The 22,239-nt window shown below is 60.2% G+C and carries 20 protein-coding genes; 8 read left to right on the forward strand and 12 right to left on the reverse strand.

From position 1 onward, the window contains the following. Window positions 1–58: 58 nt before the first annotated feature. The gene (locus tag LPB19_RS14415; protein ID WP_206643581.1) at window positions 59–4,945 is read right to left on the reverse strand and encodes an NAD-glutamate dehydrogenase; all 4,887 of its coding nucleotides are present in this window, start codon (window positions 4,943–4,945) and stop codon (window positions 59–61) included. A gap of 165 nt (window positions 4,946–5,110) precedes the next feature. Here LPB19_RS14415 and LPB19_RS14420 point away from each other — a divergent pair, with 165 nt between their 5' ends. From LPB19_RS14420 to LPB19_RS14445, 6 genes are read left to right on the forward strand one after another with little or no spacing between them, the layout of a single operon-like run. After that, the gene (locus LPB19_RS14420; RefSeq protein WP_206643582.1) at window positions 5,111–6,073 is read left to right on the forward strand and encodes an AAA family ATPase; all 963 of its coding nucleotides are present in this window, start codon (window positions 5,111–5,113) and stop codon (window positions 6,071–6,073) included. A 32-nt stretch (window positions 6,074–6,105) separates the two neighbouring features. Continuing rightward, entirely contained in the window at window positions 6,106–7,047 is a 942-nt protein-coding gene (locus LPB19_RS14425) for a DUF58 domain-containing protein (protein WP_206643583.1), read from the forward strand. Then, complete coding sequence (locus tag LPB19_RS14430) at window positions 7,044–7,511, forward strand: DUF4381 domain-containing protein (RefSeq protein ID WP_206643584.1); 468 nt, start codon at window positions 7,044–7,046, stop codon at window positions 7,509–7,511. Before LPB19_RS14425 ends, LPB19_RS14430 begins: the two co-directional genes overlap by 4 nt. Then, on the forward strand, window positions 7,508–8,533 hold the full coding sequence (locus tag LPB19_RS14435; RefSeq protein WP_206643585.1) for a VWA domain-containing protein: 1,026 nt from the start codon (window positions 7,508–7,510) through the stop codon (window positions 8,531–8,533). The genes LPB19_RS14430 and LPB19_RS14435 overlap by 4 nt, the downstream gene beginning before the upstream one ends. Further along, the gene (locus LPB19_RS14440) at window positions 8,526–10,334 is read left to right on the forward strand and encodes a VWA domain-containing protein (protein ID WP_206643586.1); all 1,809 of its coding nucleotides are present in this window, start codon (window positions 8,526–8,528) and stop codon (window positions 10,332–10,334) included. Before LPB19_RS14435 ends, LPB19_RS14440 begins: the two co-directional genes overlap by 8 nt. Beyond that, complete coding sequence (locus tag LPB19_RS14445; RefSeq protein WP_206643587.1) at window positions 10,328–12,061, forward strand: BatD family protein; 1,734 nt, start codon at window positions 10,328–10,330, stop codon at window positions 12,059–12,061. Before LPB19_RS14440 ends, LPB19_RS14445 begins: the two co-directional genes overlap by 7 nt. Window positions 12,062–12,113: 52 nt before the next feature. Here the strand turns inward: LPB19_RS14445 and ccmI are convergent, their stop codons facing one another. The 9 genes from ccmI to ccmA are packed head-to-tail and all read right to left on the reverse strand — an operon-like array spanning window position 12,114 to window position 19,329. Beyond that, a complete protein-coding gene (ccmI, locus tag LPB19_RS14450; RefSeq protein ID WP_206643588.1) occupies window positions 12,114–13,379 on the reverse strand; it encodes a c-type cytochrome biogenesis protein CcmI in 1,266 nt (421 codons plus the stop codon). Window positions 13,380–13,428: 49 nt separating this feature from the next. Next, window positions 13,429–13,908, reverse strand: coding sequence for a cytochrome c-type biogenesis protein (locus LPB19_RS14455; protein ID WP_206643589.1), 480 nt, complete (start codon window positions 13,906–13,908; stop codon window positions 13,429–13,431). Then, entirely contained in the window at window positions 13,908–14,444 is a 537-nt protein-coding gene (locus LPB19_RS14460) for a DsbE family thiol:disulfide interchange protein (protein WP_206643590.1), read from the reverse strand. The genes LPB19_RS14455 and LPB19_RS14460 overlap by 1 nt, the downstream gene beginning before the upstream one ends. Beyond that, a complete protein-coding gene (locus LPB19_RS14465; protein WP_206643591.1) occupies window positions 14,441–16,441 on the reverse strand; it encodes a heme lyase CcmF/NrfE family subunit in 2,001 nt (666 codons plus the stop codon). The genes LPB19_RS14460 and LPB19_RS14465 overlap by 4 nt, the downstream gene beginning before the upstream one ends. 38 nt (window positions 16,442–16,479) lie before the next feature. Further along, entirely contained in the window at window positions 16,480–16,950 is a 471-nt protein-coding gene (gene ccmE, locus LPB19_RS14470; protein ID WP_206643592.1) for a cytochrome c maturation protein CcmE, read from the reverse strand. Between the two features lie 14 nt (window positions 16,951–16,964). Beyond that, the gene (gene ccmD / locus LPB19_RS14475) at window positions 16,965–17,204 is read right to left on the reverse strand and encodes a heme exporter protein CcmD (protein ID WP_228289128.1); all 240 of its coding nucleotides are present in this window, start codon (window positions 17,202–17,204) and stop codon (window positions 16,965–16,967) included. Beyond that, entirely contained in the window at window positions 17,201–17,944 is a 744-nt protein-coding gene (gene ccmC / locus LPB19_RS14480; protein WP_206643593.1) for a heme ABC transporter permease CcmC, read from the reverse strand. Before ccmC ends, ccmD begins: the two co-directional genes overlap by 4 nt. Before the next feature lie 33 nt (window positions 17,945–17,977). Further along, window positions 17,978–18,703: a heme exporter protein CcmB gene (gene ccmB / locus LPB19_RS14485; protein ID WP_206643594.1), complete on the reverse strand. Its 726-nt coding sequence runs from the start codon at window positions 18,701–18,703 to the stop codon at window positions 17,978–17,980. Next, on the reverse strand, window positions 18,703–19,329 hold the full coding sequence (gene ccmA / locus LPB19_RS14490) for a cytochrome c biogenesis heme-transporting ATPase CcmA (protein WP_206643595.1): 627 nt from the start codon (window positions 19,327–19,329) through the stop codon (window positions 18,703–18,705). The genes ccmB and ccmA overlap by 1 nt, the downstream gene beginning before the upstream one ends. 124 nt (window positions 19,330–19,453) lie before the next feature. Between ccmA and fliK the strand changes: the two genes are divergently transcribed. Next, entirely contained in the window at window positions 19,454–20,881 is a 1,428-nt protein-coding gene (gene fliK, locus LPB19_RS14495; RefSeq protein WP_206643596.1) for a flagellar hook-length control protein FliK, read from the forward strand. Then, window positions 20,878–21,192 carry an EscU/YscU/HrcU family type III secretion system export apparatus switch protein gene (locus tag LPB19_RS14500; protein ID WP_206643597.1) on the forward strand — a complete coding sequence of 105 codons (315 nt, stop codon included), beginning with the start codon at window positions 20,878–20,880 and terminating at the stop codon, window positions 21,190–21,192. The genes fliK and LPB19_RS14500 overlap by 4 nt, the downstream gene beginning before the upstream one ends. 21 nt (window positions 21,193–21,213) lie before the next feature. On the opposite strand, the gene LPB19_RS14505 is transcribed toward LPB19_RS14500, so the two are convergent. Both LPB19_RS14505 and LPB19_RS14510 read right to left on the reverse strand, forming a co-directional pair. Further along, window positions 21,214–21,606 (reverse strand): DUF2802 domain-containing protein, encoded by a 393-nt coding sequence (locus LPB19_RS14505; RefSeq protein WP_206643598.1) that lies wholly within the window; start codon window positions 21,604–21,606, stop codon window positions 21,214–21,216. Window positions 21,607–21,669: 63 nt separating this feature from the next. Beyond that, the gene (locus LPB19_RS14510) at window positions 21,670–22,158 is read right to left on the reverse strand and encodes a chemotaxis protein CheW (RefSeq protein ID WP_206643599.1); all 489 of its coding nucleotides are present in this window, start codon (window positions 22,156–22,158) and stop codon (window positions 21,670–21,672) included. Window positions 22,159–22,239: the final 81 nt, after the last annotated feature.

The raw sequence follows: 22,239 nt of genomic DNA on the forward strand, positions 1-22,239 counted from the left end.
GATCACGAAAAATTTGACGCTATTTTACATTCCTGTAATGCGGCGCCTGCAGGCCCTTTTACTCAGGCAAGGCCAGAGCCTCGGGCTGCGTGGTGTGCATGGTGGTTTGAGCCAGATCCAGCAGCTCCCGCAAGGCCACAGAGAACATGGCGTATTCCGGCTCCCGCACGGCCTTGAGCTCGGTCAGCATGGTTTTCCAGCGGCGAACCAGAGCACCATGACGATTGAGCCAGGCATCAACACACAAGGGTACATCCTCCGGCTTACCCGCCAGCTTCAGCACACCCACCGTCAGAGAGCGCTGCTGCCACTCCAGGTCTTCCCGGAAGCTTTCCCGGGCCAGCGCCTGCCAGTGAGAGACAGGCGTCAGTGAGGCAATTGCCCTGGCAAACCAGTTCAGGTCCAGCCGATCACCCAGGTCATAGTACAAGTTCGCCACGGTTTTCAGCGGCATCCCCGTGGACTCTTGCGCCTCAATAATGCCTAGCGAGGAGTACAGGTAATCCGTGCCGGATACCACCGAAGCGAGCTCCTTGGACAGACCGGCATCCACCAGCGCATGGTGGCGTTTCTCCCAGGTGGTGCGGGCGTGATTACCCAGGTAGTCAGGCAGGCTGGCGGTAATCTGCCAAACGCTGTCGGCGAAACGCTCCATATGATTCTGGATGTTGAGTTCCGCCCGGCGATTGCGCAGCAGCCAGCGAACCGACCGGCGCATCAGACGCATCAGATCCTGCATCAGGTCCATTTGCAACTGGGCCGGCACGTTAAAGTCCTGATCCTCGATCTTGTCCCACCAGTTGTCGATCCGGAACACGTCGCGGGCAATGATCCACGCGAGGGCAATGGACGGCGCATCAGCGCCGGTGGACTGACTCAGTCGCTCAACGAAGGTGATCCCCATGTGGTTCACCATATCGTTGGCAATCTGGGTTGCCACGATCTCGCGCCGCAACTGGTGCTCACCCAGCTCCTTGGAGAACTTCTGGGTCAGCTCACGCGGAAACACCTTGTACATTTCACCCGCCAGCAACGGCTCATCCGGCAGCGAGGAATCGATCAGGGTCTGTTTCAGGTCACCCTTTACGTAGGAAATCAGAACCGACAGTTCCGGCCGGGTGAGCCCTTTCTTGTCGAATTTGCGTTCGGACAGGGTTTCATCGTCCGGCAGGAATTCCAGATCCCGGTTCAGCTTGCCCTCGTTCTCCAGCGTATTCATCAGACGACGGTATTCCTCGAGACGCTCGGCGGCGTCTTCGCTGGCGATACTGATGGCCTGGGTCTGGCGGTAATTGTTCTTCAGAACCAGAGCAGCCACATCGTCGGTCATCTCTTCCAGCATGATGTTGCGCTGCTTGGAAGTCAGATCCCCCATGGCCACCGCCTGGTTGAGCAGGATCTTCATGTTGACTTCATGGTCAGAACAATCAACGCCGCCGGAGTTATCGATGAAGTCGGTGTTAAGACGGCCACCGCGCAACGCGAACTCGATCCGGCCCAGCTGGGTCAGGCCCAGGTTACCGCCCTCACCCACCACCTTGCAGCGCAGGTCAGTGCCATTGATCCGAAGCGCGTCATTGGCTTTGTCGCCGACATCGGAGTGGGTCTCGCTTTCGGCCTTCACATAGGTCCCGATGCCACCAACCCACAGCAGATCCACCTCGGCCTTCAGGATATGACTGATCAGCATGTTGGGCGGTACCTTGTCGGCCTTTATGCCCAGCAGCTTTTTCATCTCCGGGCTCACCGGGATGGACTTTGCGTTGCGACTGAACACGCCACCACCCTTGGAAATAAGCTTGGTGTCGTAATCCGTCCAGGAGGAACGGGGCAGCTCGAACAGGCGCTTGCGCTCTTTATAGCTCTTGTCCGGGTCCGGATTGGGGTCCACGAAGATGTGAATGTGGTTGAACGCGGCCACCAGTTTGGTCTTTTCCGAACACAGCATGCCGTTACCGAAAACGTCACCGCCCATGTCACCAATACCGATGGCGGTAAACTCGTCCATCGCCGGATTGATGCCCATTTCGCGGAAGTGCCGCTCTACTGACACCCAGGCACCCCGTGCGGTGATACCCATCTTCTTGTGGTCATAGCCATTGCTGCCACCGGAGGCAAACGCATCGCCCATCCAGAAGCCGTACTCGGCGGACAGGCCGTTGGCGATGTCGGAGAAGGTAGCCGTGCCTTTGTCCGCGGCCACCACCAGGTAATGGTCATCTTCATCGTGACGCACCACTCGCTCGGGCGGCTGGATACCGGATTCCACCAGGTTGTCGGTGATATCCAGCAAGCCACGGATAAAGGTTTTGTAGGCTTCGATCCCCTCGGCCTGGAATGCCTCACGATCGGAGGGGTCCGGCAGCCGCTTGGCGACAAAACCGCCTTTGGCGCCAACCGGCACGATGACCGCGTTCTTCACCTGCTGGGCTTTCACCAGCCCCAGAATCTCGGTGCGGTAATCCTCGAACCGATCCGACCAGCGCAGCCCGCCACGGGCGACCTTGCCACCGCGCAGGTGCACACCCTCGACCCGCGGCGAATAGACGAAGATTTCGAACATCGGCAGCGGCAGCGGCATGTCGGGGATTTTTGAAGGGTCCAGCTTCACACTGATGTAAGGCTTGTGCCCTCCGCTGCCATCTGGCTGGTAATAGTTCGTTCGCAGGGTCGCCTGCATGAGCTCCAGGTACAGGCGCAGAACCCGGTCTTCGCTGAGGTTTTCAACCTGATCCAGGCCGGCATTGAACTCAATTTCCAGCTTCTGCTGCGCCGCCTGGCTCTTGCCGTCACTCTGGTACCGGTCGGGGCTGAAGCGCACCTCAAAGTAATCCAGCAGCGTTCGGGTCAGGTCGACATGATTGACCAGGGTGTTGGAGATAAATGTCTGGCTGTTGGACACCCGGATCTGCTGCATATAACGGGCATAGGTGCGCAGCAGCGCGATTTCACGCCAGCTCATGTAGGAGGACAGCAGCAGACGGTTAAACGCGTCGTTCTCGGCGTCGCCGTGCCATACCCGGCGGAACAGGTCTTCGAAAATAGGCCGGATACGATGAATATCCACCACACCACCGGTAGAAGACTGCAACGTGAAATCGTGGATCCAGACGGTTTTATCATTGCGATCCACCACCTCGAACGGGTGCTCGCCGATGACCCGAAATCCGAGGTTGTCGAAAATCGGCATAACGTCGGACAACGGCAGCGGCTCGTTCGGGTAGAACAGCTTGAAGTGCAAGGTGCTCTCGTCTTCTTCCAGCGCCCGATAGAAACTCATGGCCAGGTCGCTGGATTTCACCGACTCAGTGATGTGTTCCAGATCAATGGCCGCCCGACGCGGAGAGAACATATCGGTGTAGCTGGACGGAAAGCCGCCGGACCACAGCCGGTACAATTCATTAGCCTGTTCTTCACCGTAAGCTTCACTCAGTGCTTCGTTCAGGCCGTCGCGCCAGGACTGGGCCAGTTCGATCACCTTGTCGCGGGTTTCGGCGATGGGTAATTGGCGGTTCTCGACCTGTGCCACGCGAATGGTGAACTGAACCCGCGCCAGCACCGATTCGGAGAAGTGGGTGACAAATTCGATATCCTCGGCATCCAGCCGATCCAACAACACCTGCTCCACTTTCAAGCGAAGTTCGGTGTTGTAGATATCCCGTGGGAAGAACGCCAGACAGGTCACAAACTGGCCATACACGTCCTCGCGCATGAACAACTCGATACGCCGGCGCTCCTGGATGTAGAGAATGTCCTTGGCCACTTCCAGCAGCTCATCGGCTTCAATCTGGAACAGCTCATCCCGCGGATAAGTGGTCAGAATCTGCTCCAGCTCTTTACCCGCGTAGTCATCACGCATGAAGCCCGACTGCTCCATCACGCCCTCAACCTTGCGGCGCAGCAGCGGAATCTCATCCGGTCGCTCGTTATAGACCCGTGACGTGTACAGGCCGAGGAAACGGCGTTCCCCGACCACTTCACCTTTGCTATTGAATTTTTTAACCGCAATGTAGTCAGGGTAGGCAGGACGGTGTACCCGTGAACGCTGAGCCGACTTGGCGAACGTAAAAATGTCGTCAGTCCGGGTCATTTCATGGCGGGTCCGCTGGGGCAGCTCATTCAGCCGCACCCGATCCGGACGCTCGTTGTTGACCCGCAGGATGCCCAGCTCCGAGTTCTCGACGCGACGAACCACCATGCCGCTCTTGTCCCGGGCAAAATCGTACTCGTCGTAGCCAAGGAACGTAAAATGATCCTTCACCAGCCAGTTCAGAAACGCCCGCGCTTCTTCTTTCTCCTCGTCGCTGATGCCCGCCTTGGTGTCATCCAGTTCGTCGAGGATCTCGCAGACTTTTTGGGTCACCACCGGGAAATCGTCAACGGCGACCCGAACCTCTTCCAGCACCTCCTGAATGGCATTTTCAAGGCTTTTCAGGTCGGCCGGATCGCTGTGGCGATCGATCTCAAGCACAATGAAGGCTTCGTACTCGGTCTTTTTGGTCGTCTTCCGCCCCGACACCAGCTTGCTCAGCTTACCGTCCGCATTGCGCTCTACCGGCAGGATCGAGTACTGGATTGAGTGGGTACCGATTTCCCGCTGGTTGATGGCAATCCGCAGGGAGTCGATCAGAAACGGAATATTCGGGTGCAGAATAAAAATAACGGTATGGGTTGACTGCCAACCATCGCTTTCCAGATCCGGATTGAATACGGCGACCGGGGTTTCGTCCGAATGGCGCTTTTGCAGGAACTGCCAGGACGCCAACACCGCACCATAGGTATCCGAGAATCGGCGACTCGTAAGTTCCTCAAGAGGAATATGAGCGTAGTGCTGTTTGGCAAACTCACTGATTTTCTTTGCTTCTGTTTTTGTGATCTTCTGGGCGAACGCATCAGCCAACTGCTCGAAGAACTGATCCTTGCTGGCTACTGTCACTGCATTCATGTTTAACCTCGGTGAGTGTGAAATAAACGTAATCGACGAAACGTCACATAAGGATAGTCAAACCCTTGATTTTTGCCGTTGAGACACCAAAACTGCGGCAACTACCTACGGACGATATTTGTTGTTCTAGAAAGCCAAAAAACCAAGTGGGAGCAATCACTTCCGATGTCGCTTCAGCATACGTTCGGTGAGCTCAGATCGCAGTTAGCAAAACGGATAATTGGGCAGGAAAAACTGGTTGATCGTCTCCTTATCGCACTTCTGGCAGACGGTCATTTGCTGGTCGAGGGAGCCCCCGGCCTCGCAAAAACCACTGCCATCAAGGCACTTGCCGATCATCTGGAAGGTGATTTCCACCGAATCCAGTTTACCCCTGACCTATTACCCTCTGATGTCACCGGCAGTGAAATCTATCGGGCAGAAACCGGCCAGTTTGAATTCCAGCGCGGTCCGATTTTCCACAACCTGGTGCTTGCCGATGAGATCAACCGTGCGCCGGCCAAAGTGCAATCCGCACTGCTGGAAGCCATGGGCGAAAGGCAGGTCAGCGTTGGGCTGAAAACCTTCGCGTTGCCATCACTGTTTATGGTGATGGCGACCCAGAACCCGATCGAACAGGAGGGTACTTACCCGCTACCTGAAGCCCAGCTCGACCGTTTCCTGATGCAAGTCATCATTGACTACCCGTCAGCAGACGCAGAGCGGGCAATCCTGCATTTGGCGCGCAACGACTATCGTCAGGGGCAACCAGACGCCAACACCAGAGTCAGTGCCGAACAAGTCTTTGGCGCCCGCAACGAAGTGGCTGATCTGCATATGGCAGAGCCGGTCGAACGCTATCTCTTGGCTTTGGTACTGGCTACACGTAATGCTACGGATATCGATCCGGAACTGGCACGCTGGACCGCGTTCGGGGCCAGCCCCCGGGGAACCATTGCGCTGGATCGCTGCGCCCGCGCCCTGGCCTGGCTGGATGGTCGCGATTACGTGACGCCCGAGGATGTGCGCGCGATGGCGTTTGATGTGCTGCGGCACCGGATTCTGCTGACCTTTGAAGCCGAGGCCGAGGGCGTCACCGCCGACACCGTGATTCAGCGCTTGATCGACAGGGTGCCGGTCACCGCCTGAGCCCCCAATTTGGACAGACTGATAACGCCAACATGGCCACCATTGATGCAGTAACCCACATCAGCCTGCCCGACCTGATCCGACTGCAGGCGGATGCCCGAGCGCTGACCTTACCGTCCGCGAAGCCCGCCCGTGCGCGTCAGGCGGGGATGCAACGCTCTCCCCAGCGTGGCCGGGGCATGGCGTTTGCCGAAGTGCGTCAGTACCAGCCCGGCGACGACATCCGCAGTATCGATTGGCGCGTCACCGCACGCCGGCAGGCGCCCCACACCAAGCTCTATGAAGAGGAACGGGAACGCCCCATCCTCCTGATCTGCGACCTCGGCCCAACCATGTTCTTTGCCAGCACCGGCGCCTACAAGCAGGTGCGCGCCGCCCAGATTACCGGGCTGCTGGCCTGGCTGGCGCTGTGGTCGGGTGATCAGGTGGGCGGCATTGTGTTTAACGGCAAGACACTGAGCGTGCAGCGCCCCGCCAGGCGTAAAAAATCCGTGTTGCGCCTGCTGGACACGCTGGCCGAACAGCAGCACAGCCCGACGGAAGAACCAGACGCACTGCCCCCCTACTCCGGCAACTCCCTGGACCATGCGTTGATAGAAGCCCGACGGGTTGCGCACACCGGGAGCCGGATTTTTGTCATCAGCGATTTTCTGTCGGTGTCAGCCGATACCTCAACGCATCTGGGTGTGTTGGTCCGCCACAACGCCGTCAACGCCCTGCGCATTGTGGACCCACTGGAACAGCGGTTGCCCGACCATGGCCATTTCGCCGTAGCAGGGCCGCAGGGCCCGGTCTGGTTTGATGCCGGCAACCGACGTTTTCAGGAAGCCTGGCAAGAGAAGGTAGCCGCCCACGAAGCCCGACTGGAAGAGTGCTTCCGGACCTCGCAGGTGGCGACGGCGCTGTTTTCCACGAACGCCGACCCCGCCACCACTCTGAAACCTCTGCTGGGGCCCGGGGGCCGGATCGGATGACGCCCCAGGATCCTCTCAGCGCACTGCGGGATATTCACCTGCCGGCCACCGGTGGCTTCTGGCCCCCGGCACCGGGCTGGTGGGCGCTCGCCATGATTCTGCTGGTGGCGGTCATTACTCTGGTCTGGCTCACCCATACCCGCCGCCAGAAGACGCGCTGGCACCGGCAGGCCAAGTCCGAGCTGGCCGATCTGGAACAGCGCCAGGCGCCGGACGCAGCCTGGTTCGCCCAACTTAACAGCCTTCTGAAGCGGGCCGCCCGACAGCGATACCCCGAACGGCACCCGGAGGCCCTGTCGGGAGAGGCATGGATCGCGTTTCTGCTGGAAAAAGCCCCGGGTGAGCGCATCGCCGCCCGCCCCGTGGTTGAAGCCCTGGTTCACAGCGCCTGGCAGCCCGACGTCACGGCCGACCCTCACCAGGCACTTGAGTTCGCCCGACGCTGGCTCAGGAGGCAGTCATGATCGGCTTTGCCTATCCCTGGCTGCTGGTTCTGGCTTTGGTGCCATTACTACTGCAATGGCGCAGGCCCTCGGCACAATCGGTGGACGCTCCGGTGCTGCCTGTCGGCCACTGGCTGTCTGACCTGCCGGGAGTAAGCCAGAGCGGTACCGCAACCCCACTTTGGCAGAGGGCACTGTTGCTGTTGGCGTGGCTCCTGCTGGTGACGGCACTGGCCCGGCCCCAGCATGTCGGCGAGCAGATACAGCAACCGGTTTCCGGCCGTGATCTTATGCTGGTGGTGGACATTTCCCCCAGCATGGACGAACAGGACATGATCCTGCAGGGGCGCAGCATCAATCGCCTGCAGGCGGTCAAACTGGTATTGAACGATTTTGTTGCCAACCGACAGGGTGACCGGTTGGGGCTGATCCTGTTCGGCACCCAGCCTTACGTACAGGCACCGCTGACCTTTGACCTGCAAACCCTGCGCACCCTGATGAGTGAGGCCGGCCTGGGCATGGCCGGGCGGGCCACCGCCATTGGTGATGCCGTCGGCCTTGCGGTAAAGCGGTTGCGCGATCGACCGCAGGACCAGCGAGTGGTAATTTTGCTGACCGACGGCGCCAACACCGCCGGCGAAATCACGCCGGACAAAGCCACCGAAATCGCCGAGGCGGCCAGCGTTCGGTTGTACACCATTGGCATCGGAGCCGAATCCATGATCCAGCGGGGGCTGCTCGGTTCCCGCCGGGTCAACCCATCCCGGGACCTCGACGAAGCGCTGCTGACCCGCATGGCGGAGCAAACCGGCGGGCAGTATTTCAGGGCCCGCAGCCTGCCGGAACTGGAACTGATTTACGAGAGCATAAACCAGCTCGAACCCATCGAACTGGAAGGTAAGTTCTACCGCCCCATCACCGATCTGTACTTCTGGCCCGCGGGTGTTTCAGCACTGCTGGGGCTGGGTATCTTTATTGCCAGACTACTAAGGTCCCGGCGCCTGGCCCGGCAACCGGCAACCGAGGGAGGGGCACATGACTGAGTTCCATTTTCTGCGCCCAGCCTGGTTACTGCTGCTTCTTTTGCTGCCGGTGATGGCGCTGGTTTTTCGCCGTCTGAGCCTGGGCGACAGCGGCTGGGGCCGGGTCATTCCTGAACGTTTGCTGGCGCCGGTGATACGACACCGGGGCTCGTCCGGGAAAACGTCTCGCTCCCCCCTGCTGCCGGTGATGGCCGCAGTCGTGGTTCTGGCCATTGCGCTGGCAGGTCCGGCCTGGCGCCAGGCCCCGACCCCACTCAAACAGCAAGGTGACAGCCTGGTGATTGTTCTGGACCTGTCCCTGTCCATGCTGGCCACCGACGTTGAGCCCAACCGCCTGACTCTGGCTAAGCGCAAGATCCGCGACATTCTTGCGGCCCGTCAGGGTAGCCTGAACGGCCTGATCGTCTACGCAGCCGACACCCACGTGGTGGCGCCCCTGACCGACGACGGGAAAACCATCGAGTCCATGCTCGATGTACTGGACCCGGTAATCATGCCGGCTCCCGGCAACCGGACCGATCTTGCCATCACTCAGGCGCGCCAGCTGCTGGATAACGGGGCCCCCGGCGAGGGACGCATCCTGTTAATTTCCGACGATGTCCATGAGCGCTACTACCCCATCATTGAGGAAACGCTGGACTCTGGCGACATTCCCCTCAGCACACTGGTTGTCGGCACCGTCGAGGGCGGCCCCATCCCCCTCGCCAAGCGCGGGTTCATCCGGGATAACGGCAACATTGTAGTGACTCGGGCCAACCGGGAAGGCCTGGGCGAACTGGCCCGACAAACCGGTGGACTCAGCCATACCCTAACCCTCGATAACACCGACATTGATGCCCTGGCGCTGGCGGCTTCTGACCAGGATGAATGGCAGGATAAGGACAGCGGACAGTCTATCCAGCAGTGGCAGGACGATGGCTATTGGCTGATGTGGCTGGTCCTGCCGCTGTTTTTGATCGGCTGGCGTCGGGGCGCGTTCGCCGCCCTGTTGCTGACGACCCTACCGTTGACCCCGCAGCCGGCCCAGGCCATGGACTGGGACGCCCTCTGGCAACGGGAAGACCAGCGGGCACCAGAACTGATCAGGGACAATCCAAAAACTGCGGCAGACCAGCTGACATCGCCGGAATGGCGAGGATCGGCGCTGTACCGGGCCGAAAACTACGATCAGGCCGCGCGTGCTTTTGCCCAGTCAGACAGCGCCCGGGCAGACTACAACCGGGGTAATGCCCTGGCCCGCGCCGGCAAGCTGGAGCAAGCCATCCAGGCTTACGACCAAGCCCTGGCCAAATCCCCCGACCTGCAGGACGCTCAGTTCAACCGGGACCTGGTGCAACAGCTGCTTGACCAGCAACAGCAGCAACAGAGCGGCTCCGGGCAGCAAGATGGCGAACAGAACCAGGATAATCGCGCTGGCGGATCGTCACAGGGTGGCGACCAGCAACCACCCTCGGACTCGGAATCGTCACAGGAGCCATCACAGGGCGAAGGCTCCGGCGATCAGCCGCAGGAATCCGGCGCGCCTGAAAGCGCACAGAATCAGGGCCAGCAGCCGGGCAGCGAGGCCGAACAGGAGCAGCCCCAGCCGGCGACAGCCGGGGCGGATTCGGGTGACGGGCAAAACCAGCCCGATAAACGGGTCGAGGCACCAGCCCCGATATCAGAAACCCCGCTTTCGCAAGGCCAGGAACAGTGGCTGCGGCGAATTCCCGATGACCCGGGCGGACTTCTGAAACGCAAATTTCTGCAGCAGTATCAGGAACGTCAGACCCCATCAGACGAGGGCGATACACCATGGTAAAGAAGCTTTGTTTACCCTTGCTTCTGTTTTTTGCCGGGCTCTGCCTGAGCCTCCCCGCGCAAGCCAACGAACTGCGGGTAGAACCCGACCGAACCCGGCTGTACGAAGGCGAGGTGCTGACACTGACCGTTACCGGCTCCATGAAGCTGGACATCAACCTGAGCAATCTGTTCGACTTTGATCTATCGAACCTGCCGGCTCCGGATATTGACAAACTCGAGCCGGATTTTGACATCCTGGGGCGTAATCAACGCTATAACATCCAGACCATTAACGGAGACATGGTGGGCGAAATTACCTGGACTTTTCAGGTCGCCCCCAAGCGCACTGGCTCACTGACCATCCCTCCCCTCACGTTCAGGGATTCCACATCACAGCCCGTGACGGTCGAGGTCGTGAGCGGCAGTCCGCCCGATCAGGACACCTCCGGACGAGTCAGCTTCATCGAGTTGTCTGCGGATAAGGCCGACCTGTATGTGCAGGAGCAACTCACGCTCACCGTGCGCCTGTTTTTCAGTGGTCGACTGATCCGTGGGGACCTGTCCGAGCCAAATCACCCCAATGCGATCATAGAACCCCTGGGCAAGCAGCGGGAATACGCGCGTTACCGGGATGGCCTTCAGTATCGGGTGGTCGAGCGCCGCTATGCCATTTTCCCGCAGCGCCCGGGAGAATTTACCCTTGCACCTATCGAGTTTGAGGGCCAGGCGCGGGACGCCGCCGGCAAGCTTCTGTTCCTGCGCGACAGCGAGGAGCTGTACGGCATCCCGGTGAAGGACGTACCGCCAGAATTCACCGGGGACGTCTGGCTGCCCGCCAGCGCCCTGGCTCTGAACGAAACCGGCCTGTCTCAGGCCGGAACCATAAATATCGGCGACAACCTGACCCATGAACTGACGCTCAAGGCAACGGGACTGCCCTCCGAGGCCCTGCCACCACTACCGGGCACCACGCCCGAGGGCCTCAGACGCTACCCCGAGCAGCCCGAGCGCAGCACCGACGTTACGCCCGAGGGTCTGGTTTCGTCGTTAAAACAGAGCGCTGCGCTGGTTCCCGTAAAAGCCGGCGCGCTGACCCTGCCAGAAATCCGGATTCCGTGGTGGGACACCACCTCCGACACCCAACGTGTGGCCGTAATTCCCGCCAGAACTTTGCAAGTGTCGGGTTCGAGCAGCACTTCCGATCAGATGCAAAACAGTGGAATGGCCTCGGAAACGGTAACGCCGGAACCCAACGAGCAAACAGCAAATCCCGGCCCATCATCCGGCTCCGCTGGCTTCTGGCCGTGGCTCAGCTTGTTGCTCACCTTGCTCTGGCTCGCAACACTGGCCCTCTGGTGGCGCTCGAGGAGCCAACCCGGGCAGCCGGTGTCCACGGACCACGCCAACGCCGACCTCTCGGAAAAAGCAGCCTTCGACGAGTTGACCGAAGCCGCACACGAAGGGTCGCCGCAGACCCCGGCCCTGCTCACCCGATGGATGAACCAGCGGTTTCCCGGTCATACCTTCAGATCGGTGAGTGAGGCTGTGATTTGGAGTGAAGATGCGAGCCTGAAAGCCGAAATAGGGCGCTTGCAGAAGCGCCTTTTTGGCCCGGAGCCATCCGCCGAGAATTGGGACGGCACTACGCTGGTTGCGGCACTGAAACAACTTCGCCAGCGCAAAACAAAGCAAGGCGCTGAGGCGGGCGAATTGCCACCACTGTACCCCACCAACCTGTCCTTCTAGTCGGTTGATACGGGCCGGCCACTCATGCCGGCCCAGTTTCTGCAGCAACGACTCAGTTGGTCAGCTGCTGATCGATAACCAGCTCGACCGGCTGGCTGTCTCCATCCACCACCTCAACTGGCGCATCCAGCCGACCTTGCCAGTCTCCGGCCTGAGGCATTGCGCTGCCTGAACGGCTGAGGCGAGCAACGACCATGACCCGTTCGGCACTCGATATCGTCGCTTCCGGTGACATGGCGCTGCTATCATCCAGACGGATTTCAGCCGGCAACGCGCCAGCGGTTAACCGCTTAATTGCCAGTGGTGGACCACCGGCACCGTCAACGCGCCGGGCAAAGACAAACAGCGTGGTATCTTCAGGCACTTCCCGCGCTAAGGCATCGGCAAGGGACACCCGCACCGTCACTGCCGGCCCCTCGACCGCCTGAGCCACCGGGGCTTTCGGGGGTTCCTCTCCGAGACGGTTGTAGGCTTCGCGAATACCACCCTGGATGGAGGGCAGCTGCGGATGGTCCGGTGCAACCGTGACAATGCGCTCCCAGTGGCGGATGGCCTGGCGGTATTCCTGCTGGCTGAAGGCATGAATGCCGAGCAACCCGAGCGCGTTCACCTCATCGGGATTCAACGCACGTGCCGCGTCGATGGCATCCGTAACCGACTCTGTCATCACACCCTGACTGTCAAAAAACAGCGCCTGCGCCGCCAGCCCGAGGGCAACCGCCCGAGACCCGTCGTCGCCGACGTTGACGGCCAGATTCTGGAACGCCCAGGCAGCCTCTTCGTAGCGCTCAAGCCTCATGTAGCTCTGCCCCAGCATGGCCCAGCCATCCGGGTTGTCCGGATTGGCTTCCAGCTTGGCACGCAATTGTTCAATCAACCCTGCCATCTGTTCCTGCCGGTTACCTTCATCGTTGCCGAGCTGCTGCATGGCATGGAACTGTTCCACTTTGTCCATCGCGCCCCACTTCTGGTACAGCAGGACCGACGCGGCTGGCACCAACGCAATCGCCAGCAAGCCAATAGCCAGCGCGCTTTTGCGACCGGTCACAACGGGGCGCGCTGGCGCCTCCTCGGGGATGTCTTCAAGCATGGTGCCCGCCAACTCTTCCCGCAGTTGACGGTAGCCGTCATCATCGAGGTTACCGGCCTCGTATTCCGCGTCCAGTTCCTGCAACCGGCCCTGATAGGCCATCAGGTTCTCGCGCTTGAGATCTCCGGTCTGCTTGGCCTGGGGACGGTGAAAAAACACCGGATACAGAATGAAGGCGAGCGCGAGAATGATAAGGATCGATGCAGCAATCCAAAAGGTTTGAGTCATGGAGATATCGTCACAGAGTCAGTAGTGGGTACAACAAACAAGACCAGGCTCAGGCGTTCCTGTTCCGGTCCAGCTCCGCCAGAATCTTATCGGCCCGGGCTTTTTCTTCCGCCGTCAGTGCGGGCGCTTCTGTTCCACGCCGACGGGAACGAATCACCACGCCAGCAACCACCAGAAGCCCGCCCAGAACGGCAATGGCCGGTGTTGCCCAGAGCAGGATCGTGCGCTGCTCGACCTGCGGCTTGTAACGAACGAATTCGCCGAACCTGGCCACCAGGGCATCGACAATTTCCGCGTCGGACGCGCCGGCTTCCATCATCCGGTAGACCTCAGCGCGCATGTCCTTCGAGATCGGCGAATTGGAATCCGCAATGTTCTGATTCTGACACTTGGGGCAGCGCAGCTCGGACGTCAGATCCTGAAACCGCTGCTCCTCCTGGTGGGACTCGAACTGGTAGACCTCAGACGCGTTCGCTACTGTAATGCTGGATAGCAGCATCACGACAAACGACAGCAGAATCCCTCGCATCAACCGTTCCCCCTCGCCTCGTTAATCACCGGAAGCAACACGTCGTTCCAGACCGTCTTGTCGACCACGCCCACATGCCGGTAACGAACCACCCCGGACGCATCAATCACGAACGTTTCTGGCGCGCCATACACGCCCAGGTCAAACCCCAGGGTGCCCTTGGGGTCGTAGATACTGGCGCTGTAGGGGTCGCCGAGGCGATTGAGCCAGGTCAGCGCGTCGTCGCGGCTGTCTTTGTAGTTCAGGCCAACGATGGAAACACCCTTCTCGCGCGCCAGCCAGATCAGGTCGTCGTGCTCATCCCGACAAGCCGGACACCAGGTGCCCCACACGTTCAGCAGCTGAACCTTGCCGCGAAAAAGCGACTGATCGACCTGCCGATTGGCATCGTGCAGGTCCTGCAGGGCAAACTCGGGCACCGGTTTGCCAATCAATGCCGATTCGAGCTTGGTGGGGTCTTTGCCGATACCGGCGAACAGGACCACACCCAGCACCAGGGCGATCAGCAAGGGCAGAAACAGCAAAAACCGCCTCATGAATACACTCCTGCAGGCTTCTCAGAATCGGATGACGGCGTGCCCGGCTTCGAAGGCTCGGCCACCTGCTGACGCAGCCGGTATCTGCGGTCCGAAATGGCCAGGAAACCGCCCGCAGCCATGAACAGGGAACCAAGCCACAACCAGCGCACCAGCGGCTTGTACTGGAGCCGGATGGCCCAGGCCTGATCGGAAATGCGTTCACCGATGGCCACGAAGATATCCCGGAACAGGCCCGCATCAATGTCCGCTTCGGTCATCACGCTCATGCCGACCGAATACTGGCGCTTCTCAGGGTACAGGGTCGATACCTGCCGGCCATCGAGCATGACATCGAACTTGACATACTGGGCCGTGAAATTAGCGCCACGGCGCTCGCCCACGTCCCGGAACACAAACTGGTAGTCGCCGACCGTGGCCACGTCGCCCGGCACCATGCGGACATCCCGCGCAATCCCGTAGTTCGATACGATCGAGGCGCCGGCCATGGTGATGGCCAGACCGAGGTGCCCGAGAATCATGCCGTAGTAGCTGCGAGACTGACGTTTCAGACCATGAATCCGGCCCTTGCGGGATGAGGATTTCTCCCACAGGTCCCAGAACGTGGCTACCGCTACCCAGGCTGAGGCGAACACGCCGGCAAACGCCCAGGGCTTGAAGCTTCCGTACAACATCAAGGTAGCTGCGGTCACCAGCAGACTGATGCTCAGGGGCCAGAGCAGTTTGCGCCCCAGCCAGCCGCCATCGGTGCGCTTCCAGCGAGAGAAAATGCCCGCACCCAGCAGCAGGCCGGCTGCCACCGCCATCGGACTGAAGGTCAGATTGAAGAACGGCTCGCCGATGGACAGCTTGCCCAGTTCCAGATAATCCAGCACCAGCGGATACAGGGTGCCCACCGCCACCAGAAGGGTCGCCGATACCAGCAACACGTTGTTGAGCAGCAGGAAAACTTCCCGCGACAGCGTGCCGTAGCGGGCCCGGACATGAACCACCGGCGCCCTGAAGGCATACAACGTAAGGCTGGCAATCACGGTGATGGCCAGCAATCCCAGCAGGAACACGCCTCGCTCAGGATCGGAGGCAAAAGCGTGCACGGAGGTGAGAACCCCCGAGCGCACCAGGAAGGTTCCCAGCAGGCTCAGTGAGAAGGTGACAATGGCCAGCAAAACGGTCCAGCTCTTGAATACGCCCCGCTTTTCGGTGACCGCCAGCGAATGCATAAGCGCGGTGCCAGAAAGCCAGGGCAACAGCGAGGCGTTCTCAACCGGGTCCCAGAACCACCAGCCGCCCCAGCCAAGCTCGTAGTATGCCCACCAGCTGCCCAGGGCAATGCCAATCGACAGAAAAGCCCAGGCCACGGTTGTCCACGGGCGTGACCAGCGCGCCCAGGCGGCGTCCAGCCTGCCGTTGATCAGCGCCGCGATGGCGAAGGCAAAAGCCACCGAGAAACCGACGTACCCCATGTAAAGCATGGGTGGATGAATGATCAGGCCAATGTCCTGCAGCAGCGGGTTCAGGTCAGAACCATCGGCGGGAACATTGGGCAGGATGCGATCAAACGGATTGGAGGTGATGATGATAAACAGCAGGAACCCCACCGTAATCATGCCGAGCACGGACAACACCTGGGAGATCATGACCGCAGGCAAACGTCGGCTGAACACCGCCACCGCCAGCGTCCAGCCCGCCAGCATCAGAATCCACAGCAGCAATGACCCCTCGTGGCCGCCCCAGACGGCGCTGAACTTGAAATACCAGGGCAACAGGCTGTTGCTGTTGTTGGCCACATAGGCCACAGAAAAATCGTCGATCAGGAAGGCATAGGTGAGCACCGCAAAGGCCACCGCCACGAAAACAAACATCCCTGTCGCCAGCGGACGGGCAAAAGCCTGCAGGTTATCCCGGCCGGTAACAGCACCGACCAGTGGAACAACCGACAGGAGGACTGCCAGCAGCAGTGACAGAATTAACGCGAGCTGTCCGAATTCCGGATACATTCTTTTGCGTCCTTTACCCTGTGTCAGGGTCAGTCAGATCAATAGGTTTCGCCGCTGGTGGCCGGCCCGGTGTTGGTCGCGGACTTGCCAGCTTTCTTGAGTGCCTCGGCCACTTCCGGTGGCATGTAGTTTTCGTCGTGCTTCGCCAGCACCTGGTCAGCCACAAACCGGCCATTTGGATTCAGACGGCCCATGGCAACCACACCCTGCCCTTCGGCAAACAGATCCGGCAGGATGCCATCGTATTCAACCGGCACCGAAGCGTTGAAATCGGTCACCCGGAAGGACACCTTGAGACTCTCGGTATCGCGCTCGACAGACCCTTCTTCAACCATGCCACCGGCCCGTATCCGGACGTCGGTTGGAGCCTCACCGGCAGCAATCTGGGACGGATCGTAGAACAGGTTGATGTTCTGACGCAGGGCGTAAGTGGTGAGACCAACTGCGACGGAAAGACCCGCCAGCAGGAACAGTACGATGGTCAGCCTTTTTTTACGGATCGGATGCATTGATTACCTGTTTATCACTCTTGGGAAATATTGACGCGCGAGAAGGTCGCAGCAGGCCGCTGGCCGGACGTATCTTCATTGCTTTCGGATTCATAGGCCCGGCGACAGGATTGGATCACGGTCTTGTGTCGACGCAACGACAGGCCCACGAGGGCCACCATCACCAGCAGAAACACACCGTAGCAGGTCCACACGTAGGGGCCATGGCCTTCCATCTGAATCAGGGCAGTCAGTGAATCAAACGCCATCGTCATGCCCTCCCCGCCTGAATGTAATCTTTCACCCAGCGCGTTCGCTGCTCCCGGGCCAGAATCTCGGTTTTCATGCGCAGGCAGGCCAACCAGCCAAACAGCAGGTACAGCCCCAGCACCGACAGCAGCAGTGGCACCCACATCTCCGCCGGCATTGACGGTTTCTCAGTGAGCTTGAACGTGGCCGGCTGGTGAAGCGTATTCCACCATTCCACGGAGTACTTGATGATAGGGATATTTACCACCCCAACCAGAACCAGCACGGCCACCGAACGTGCCGCCGATTTTTCGTCGCTGATCGCCCGGCCCAGCGCAATCACCCCCCCGTAGAGGAATAGCAAGATCAGCATGGAGGTCAGCCGTGCGTCCCAGATCCACCAGGTTCCCCAGGTAGGTTTGCCCCACACCGCGCCGGTGAACAGGGCAAGAAACGTGAGCAGGAGGCCCACCGGGGCGACGGCCTTGACGAACACATCGGCCAGTTTCATACGCCAGACCAGCGTTACCACGGCGGCAACTGCCATCATGATGTACACGGACTGGGCCAGAAACGCCGACGGCACATGGATGAAGATGATCCGGTAACTGTTGCCCTGCAGGTAGTCTTTGGGCGCAAACAGCAGCCCCCACACCAGTCCAGCCAGAAGGAGGATCAGAGCGCCCGCCAACAGCCACGGCATCAGGCGATTAGCGATGCCAAAGAACCATTTGGGCGAGCCCAGCTTATGGAAAAACTGCCACATCAGTTGGATACCCTGTTGCTCATTAAACGTTACCTATGCGTTCGACAGGCTGATTTTCAGTGCCGCTGATGCGGCAAATGGCGCCAATGTGAGCGCGAGCATCAAAAACGCGCCCAGCAGCGCAAGATAGCCACCCACGGCAGCGCCCTCGGCTGCCGCCGCCACTGTGCCCGTGCCAAATATAAGTACTGGAATGTACAGCGGAATAATCAGCAAGGACAAGAGCACCCCGGCCGACCGCAAGCCAAGCGTCAACGCCGCTCCGATCGAACCAATCAGGCTCAGTACCGGGGTGCCAACCAGCAGCGTTAGACACAAAACCCAAATGGAGTTCCCTTCCAGGTGCACCATCACGCCCAGCACCGGAGCCAGCAGCACCAGCGGCAATCCGGTAAGCACCCAGTGCGCCAGTGTTTTGGCCAGTACCAGCAGAAACAGGGGCTGGGGCTGCAACACCAGTTGCTCCAGGGTGCCGTCGTCGAAATCGTGCCGGAACAGGTGATCGAGCGACAGCAGTACCGACAACAGCGCGGCCACCCAGAGAATACCGGCGCCCGCCTCCCGAAGGAAGGACACTTCCGGGCTGACCCCCAACGGAAACAGAGTGACCACCATCACAAAGAATAGCAGTGGATTGAGGAGATCCTGGCGCTGCCGGAACGCCACACGCAGATCCCGGGCGAATACCGCTTTCATCGCAGACAGGCCGCCAACCAGATTGCGGTGGGGCCGCACGGCAGGGCGAGCCTCGGCGTTCATCAGGCGGCTCCTCCCAGACGAATCGACTGCAGACCCGGCAACGCCAGATTATGGTGGGTGGTAACCACAACCGCGCCGCCTTCCTGCGCCCGCTGAAGCAAAAGCGCTTCAACCGCTTTGACACCATCGGCGTCGATCGCGGTAAATACCTCATCCAATAACCACAGAGGTTCATCGGCAATCAGCAGTCTGGCCAGGGCCACGCGCCGCTGCTGCCCGGCAGACAGCTTGCGACAGGGAACGTCCTCGAAACCATGCAGCCCGGTACCCGCGAGGGCTTCGCGTAGAACAGTGTCGGCCAGCGGGCGACGCCCTGCCGTCAACGCCCTGAGGTTCTCAAGCGGCGACAGCAGGCCTTTGATACCGGGCCGGTGCCCGAGATACAGCATATTGCGGTGGTAATCTTCACGACAGTGGTTGCGCGGCTGCCCCCGCCAGAGCAGGTCGCCCGACCAGGCATCGTTCAGTCCGGCGAGGATTCTCAGTAACGTGGTTTTGCCGGCGCCGTTGTCACCCTCGACACGGGTCACGCTCCCGGGCAGTATGGAAAAGGACAGATCACGGAACAGCGTCCGCTCATCTCTCTCACACTGCAGATTGACAGCCTGTAGTAACGGCTCAGACATCAGGGCCCCGTAACCTAGACGATGCGCGGACAGGTGGCATCGGATTCATCCTGGACTGACACCACGGGGTGCAGCCCTTATTCACGGCAAGATCTGCCAGCGCCGCGTATTATAACGAAACCGCATGCGTATTACCCATGCCCAATACAATTCGACAACAATGAAAGTACCCTCCGGCCAACATCCGAACACGCCATCAGGGCAGACCACTGGTGCGCAACCGGCGACGCCCCCACCAGCGGCCGCCAAACCGACCGAGACAGTGTCGGCTCGCCAGATGCTGGACGCCCTGCAACTGGCCAACCGCGAAGCCACACTGGCGAAAGTGGCCAAGGTACTGAACCGCGAAGGCAGCAGCGCCACGCAACTATTGCTGGATGTGAAAGGCAAACCGCTATTGGTCGAGGCTGCCATCGGCAAGACGCCCGTCGAGGCCGGCGAATGGGTCAAGGTGATGAGGGCCGGCAACGAACTGCAACTGATCGGCAAACTGGCGACATCCGAGCTATTCAAGAGCCAGGAGGCGGAAGTCGCGCGGGCCCTGGTGCAGCGGCTGCCCTGGCAGCACAGCCTGGACACCGGCCTGGCGCGGCTTCTGGGCAGCCTGACACAGGGACTCAAACCCGATCCGGTTCCCGGCCAACCACCATCGGCCGGGCTCCCCACGCCTTTGCCCGAGCCCGCGCGCCAGGCGTTATCGGAGCTTATCGCCCGCCTGCCCAACAGTGCATCGCTGCCCCCCGGCCAGGGTAACGAGCCCCGGACACCGCAATCCATCAGACAATGGATCAGCGAGAGCGGTCTGTTCACCGAAGCCAGGCTGAGCCAGTCGTCCCGGACAGAGCAGGCGGCGCTGCCAGACCTGAAGCTGGCCATCGGCCGGGTCATCACGGCACTGCTTGCACAGCCGGCGAAAACACCCGAGGCATTGAGCCAGTTCAACCGACTGACACCAGCGACCAGCCAGGACCTGATTCAGGCGCCGCTGCAGTTTCCGATCGCCGGCAGCGCCTACAGTTCTGCCGGCAACGCAGGCACTTCTGAACCGGTAACGGCCGGCCAGATGCTTCGGCTACTTGCCGGCATGCTGAACCGGATCACCGTAAATCAGCTGCACAGTCAAACCCTGAGTGCCCGCGCCGGGGGAGATGCCGGTTCGCCGGCGTCCGTCCTGCTGCTGGACCTGCCCTGGCTCACCCCCCAGAACGAACCCAGGATCGCCCAGTTGCGCCTTGAGCATTATTCCAAACAAGAGCGGCATAACGCCAAAGAGACCAAAGCCGCAGCGGGCGAATGGCGGCTGTCTCTGGCCATTGATCTGGATGAAGCGGGACCGCTGCATTTTGACGTTGCCCTGCGCGAGCAGTCGGTCAGTGCCACGGTCTGGGCCAACCAGCAGGACACCCTGAAACAGGTTAACGAACAATTGCCCTTGCTCAGGAAAAGCCTGTCCGGCCTCGGCCTTGAGGTAACCGACCTGGACTGTCGCCAGGGTAGGCCGCAGGCATCAACAACCCGACTGGAGCATCGACTGGTGGACACACGCGCATGAACGACTCTTCGACCAACGCCGCACCCGCTGCCGTGGCACTCAAGTACGATGGCGACAGTGCCCCGGTCATCACCGCAACAGGCAGGAACGAACTGGCAGAGGAAATCGTGCGGATCGCGAGGGACCACGACGTACCACTGTATGAGAATGCGGAGCTGGCCGGCATACTGGCCCAGCTGTCACTGAACGAGGAGATCCCGGAAAACCTGTACCGGGTGATTGCCGAGATACTGGCGTTTGCGTTTCACATTCGAGGGCGCACGCCCGATGACGTGCAGCCCGCATCGGGAGCGCCATCCTTCCGGGGCTAGCAGTCAGCCCCGGAAACCGGATTACGCGGCCTGCCGTTTCCTGAGTGCGGACACCAGCTCCGCTTCCGGACGGGAGATGCCACAGGTGTTCATCAGGTCTTCGATATCAGCACCCAGATCCACCAGCCGTGACGCCTCGTCGTAGGAAATCCGCAACGGGTCGTTCTGACGCATCTCTTCCAGTGTGGTCCGCATTTCGTGAATCTGGCGCTCGCAGACCACCAGCCGCTGCCCTACCCCCAGGCTGCCACTGGTGGTTGCGTGCAATTCACGCCCCAGGGTATCGCAGCGGTCTTTGACAGCCGCCTGCAGCTTGCGGATCTGACGGCGGGTTACCATACCCTGGATCAGGACAAACAGCATGGCGCCGGCAGTCAAAGCCCAGGGCAGGTAAGAAGGAATTTCTGCAAACATTGTGGACGTCTCCCATGGTTATGCACGAAAGGCGTCCATCGTCTTGTTCTGAGAGAACCCGACTCAGAGCGCTGCGACTTCAGCCCATTCGTTTTCAGACAGCATCTTGTCAAAATCAACGAGGATGATCAGTTCGCCATCCTTGTTGCACACCCCCTGGATAAATCGGGCACTCTCCTCATTACCCACGTTGGGTGCGGTTTCAATCTCGCTCGACTTCAGGTAAACCACCTCAGCCACGGAATCCACCAGAATACCCATCACCTGGTTATCAGACTCCATCACCACGATGCGCGTGGCATCCGTCACTTCGGCATCCGCCAGGCCAAAGCGCCGACGGGTATCAATAACGGTGACCACATTGCCCCGCAGGTTGATGATGCCCAGCACGTAATCGGGGGCTCCGGGCACCGGCGCAATTTCCGAGTACCTTAGTACCTCCTGAATCTGCATGACGTTCAGGCCATAGGTCTCGTCGTCCAGCCGGAAGGTCACATACTGCAGTACCTGATCATCTTGAGCCTGGTTTTGCTGTCCGCTTGGGGCTGCCATAGCGCTACTTCTCCTCTTGGGCTGCCCCCGCGGGCAACCTGATCGTCAAAAAGTCATCATCAGTGCCCAATACTATAAGTA

Source organism: Marinobacter salinisoli, from assembly GCF_017301335.1.
GTDB classification, from domain to species: Bacteria; Pseudomonadota; Gammaproteobacteria; order Pseudomonadales; family Oleiphilaceae; genus Marinobacter; species Marinobacter salinisoli.

Bases quoted from the DNA above. Each gene is read 5' to 3' on its own strand.
- LPB19_RS14415 (WP_206643581.1), bottom strand. From the start codon at position 4,945: ATGAATGCAGTGACAGTAGCCAGCAAGGATCAGTTCTTCGAGCAGTTG.
- LPB19_RS14420 (WP_206643582.1), top strand. From the start codon at position 5,111: ATGTCGCTTCAGCATACGTTCGGTGAGCTCAGATCGCAGTTAGCAAAA.
- LPB19_RS14425 (WP_206643583.1), top strand. From the start codon at position 6,106: ATGGCCACCATTGATGCAGTAACCCACATCAGCCTGCCCGACCTGATC.
- LPB19_RS14430 (WP_206643584.1), top strand. From the start codon at position 7,044: ATGACGCCCCAGGATCCTCTCAGCGCACTGCGGGATATTCACCTGCCG.
- LPB19_RS14435 (WP_206643585.1), top strand. From the start codon at position 7,508: ATGATCGGCTTTGCCTATCCCTGGCTGCTGGTTCTGGCTTTGGTGCCA.
- LPB19_RS14440 (WP_206643586.1), top strand. From the start codon at position 8,526: ATGACTGAGTTCCATTTTCTGCGCCCAGCCTGGTTACTGCTGCTTCTT.
- LPB19_RS14445 (WP_206643587.1), top strand. From the start codon at position 10,328: ATGGTAAAGAAGCTTTGTTTACCCTTGCTTCTGTTTTTTGCCGGGCTC.
- ccmI (WP_206643588.1), bottom strand. From the start codon at position 13,379: ATGACTCAAACCTTTTGGATTGCTGCATCGATCCTTATCATTCTCGCG.
- LPB19_RS14455 (WP_206643589.1), bottom strand. From the start codon at position 13,908: ATGCGAGGGATTCTGCTGTCGTTTGTCGTGATGCTGCTATCCAGCATT.
- LPB19_RS14460 (WP_206643590.1), bottom strand. From the start codon at position 14,444: ATGAGGCGGTTTTTGCTGTTTCTGCCCTTGCTGATCGCCCTGGTGCTG.
- LPB19_RS14465 (WP_206643591.1), bottom strand. From the start codon at position 16,441: ATGTATCCGGAATTCGGACAGCTCGCGTTAATTCTGTCACTGCTGCTG.
- ccmE (WP_206643592.1), bottom strand. From the start codon at position 16,950: ATGCATCCGATCCGTAAAAAAAGGCTGACCATCGTACTGTTCCTGCTG.
- ccmD (WP_228289128.1), bottom strand. From the start codon at position 17,204: ATGACGATGGCGTTTGATTCACTGACTGCCCTGATTCAGATGGAAGGC.
- ccmC (WP_206643593.1), bottom strand. From the start codon at position 17,944: ATGTGGCAGTTTTTCCATAAGCTGGGCTCGCCCAAATGGTTCTTTGGC.
- ccmB (WP_206643594.1), bottom strand. From the start codon at position 18,703: ATGAACGCCGAGGCTCGCCCTGCCGTGCGGCCCCACCGCAATCTGGTT.
- ccmA (WP_206643595.1), bottom strand. From the start codon at position 19,329: ATGTCTGAGCCGTTACTACAGGCTGTCAATCTGCAGTGTGAGAGAGAT.
- fliK (WP_206643596.1), top strand. From the start codon at position 19,454: ATGCGTATTACCCATGCCCAATACAATTCGACAACAATGAAAGTACCC.
- LPB19_RS14500 (WP_206643597.1), top strand. From the start codon at position 20,878: ATGAACGACTCTTCGACCAACGCCGCACCCGCTGCCGTGGCACTCAAG.
- LPB19_RS14505 (WP_206643598.1), bottom strand. From the start codon at position 21,606: ATGTTTGCAGAAATTCCTTCTTACCTGCCCTGGGCTTTGACTGCCGGC.
- LPB19_RS14510 (WP_206643599.1), bottom strand. From the start codon at position 22,158: ATGGCAGCCCCAAGCGGACAGCAAAACCAGGCTCAAGATGATCAGGTA.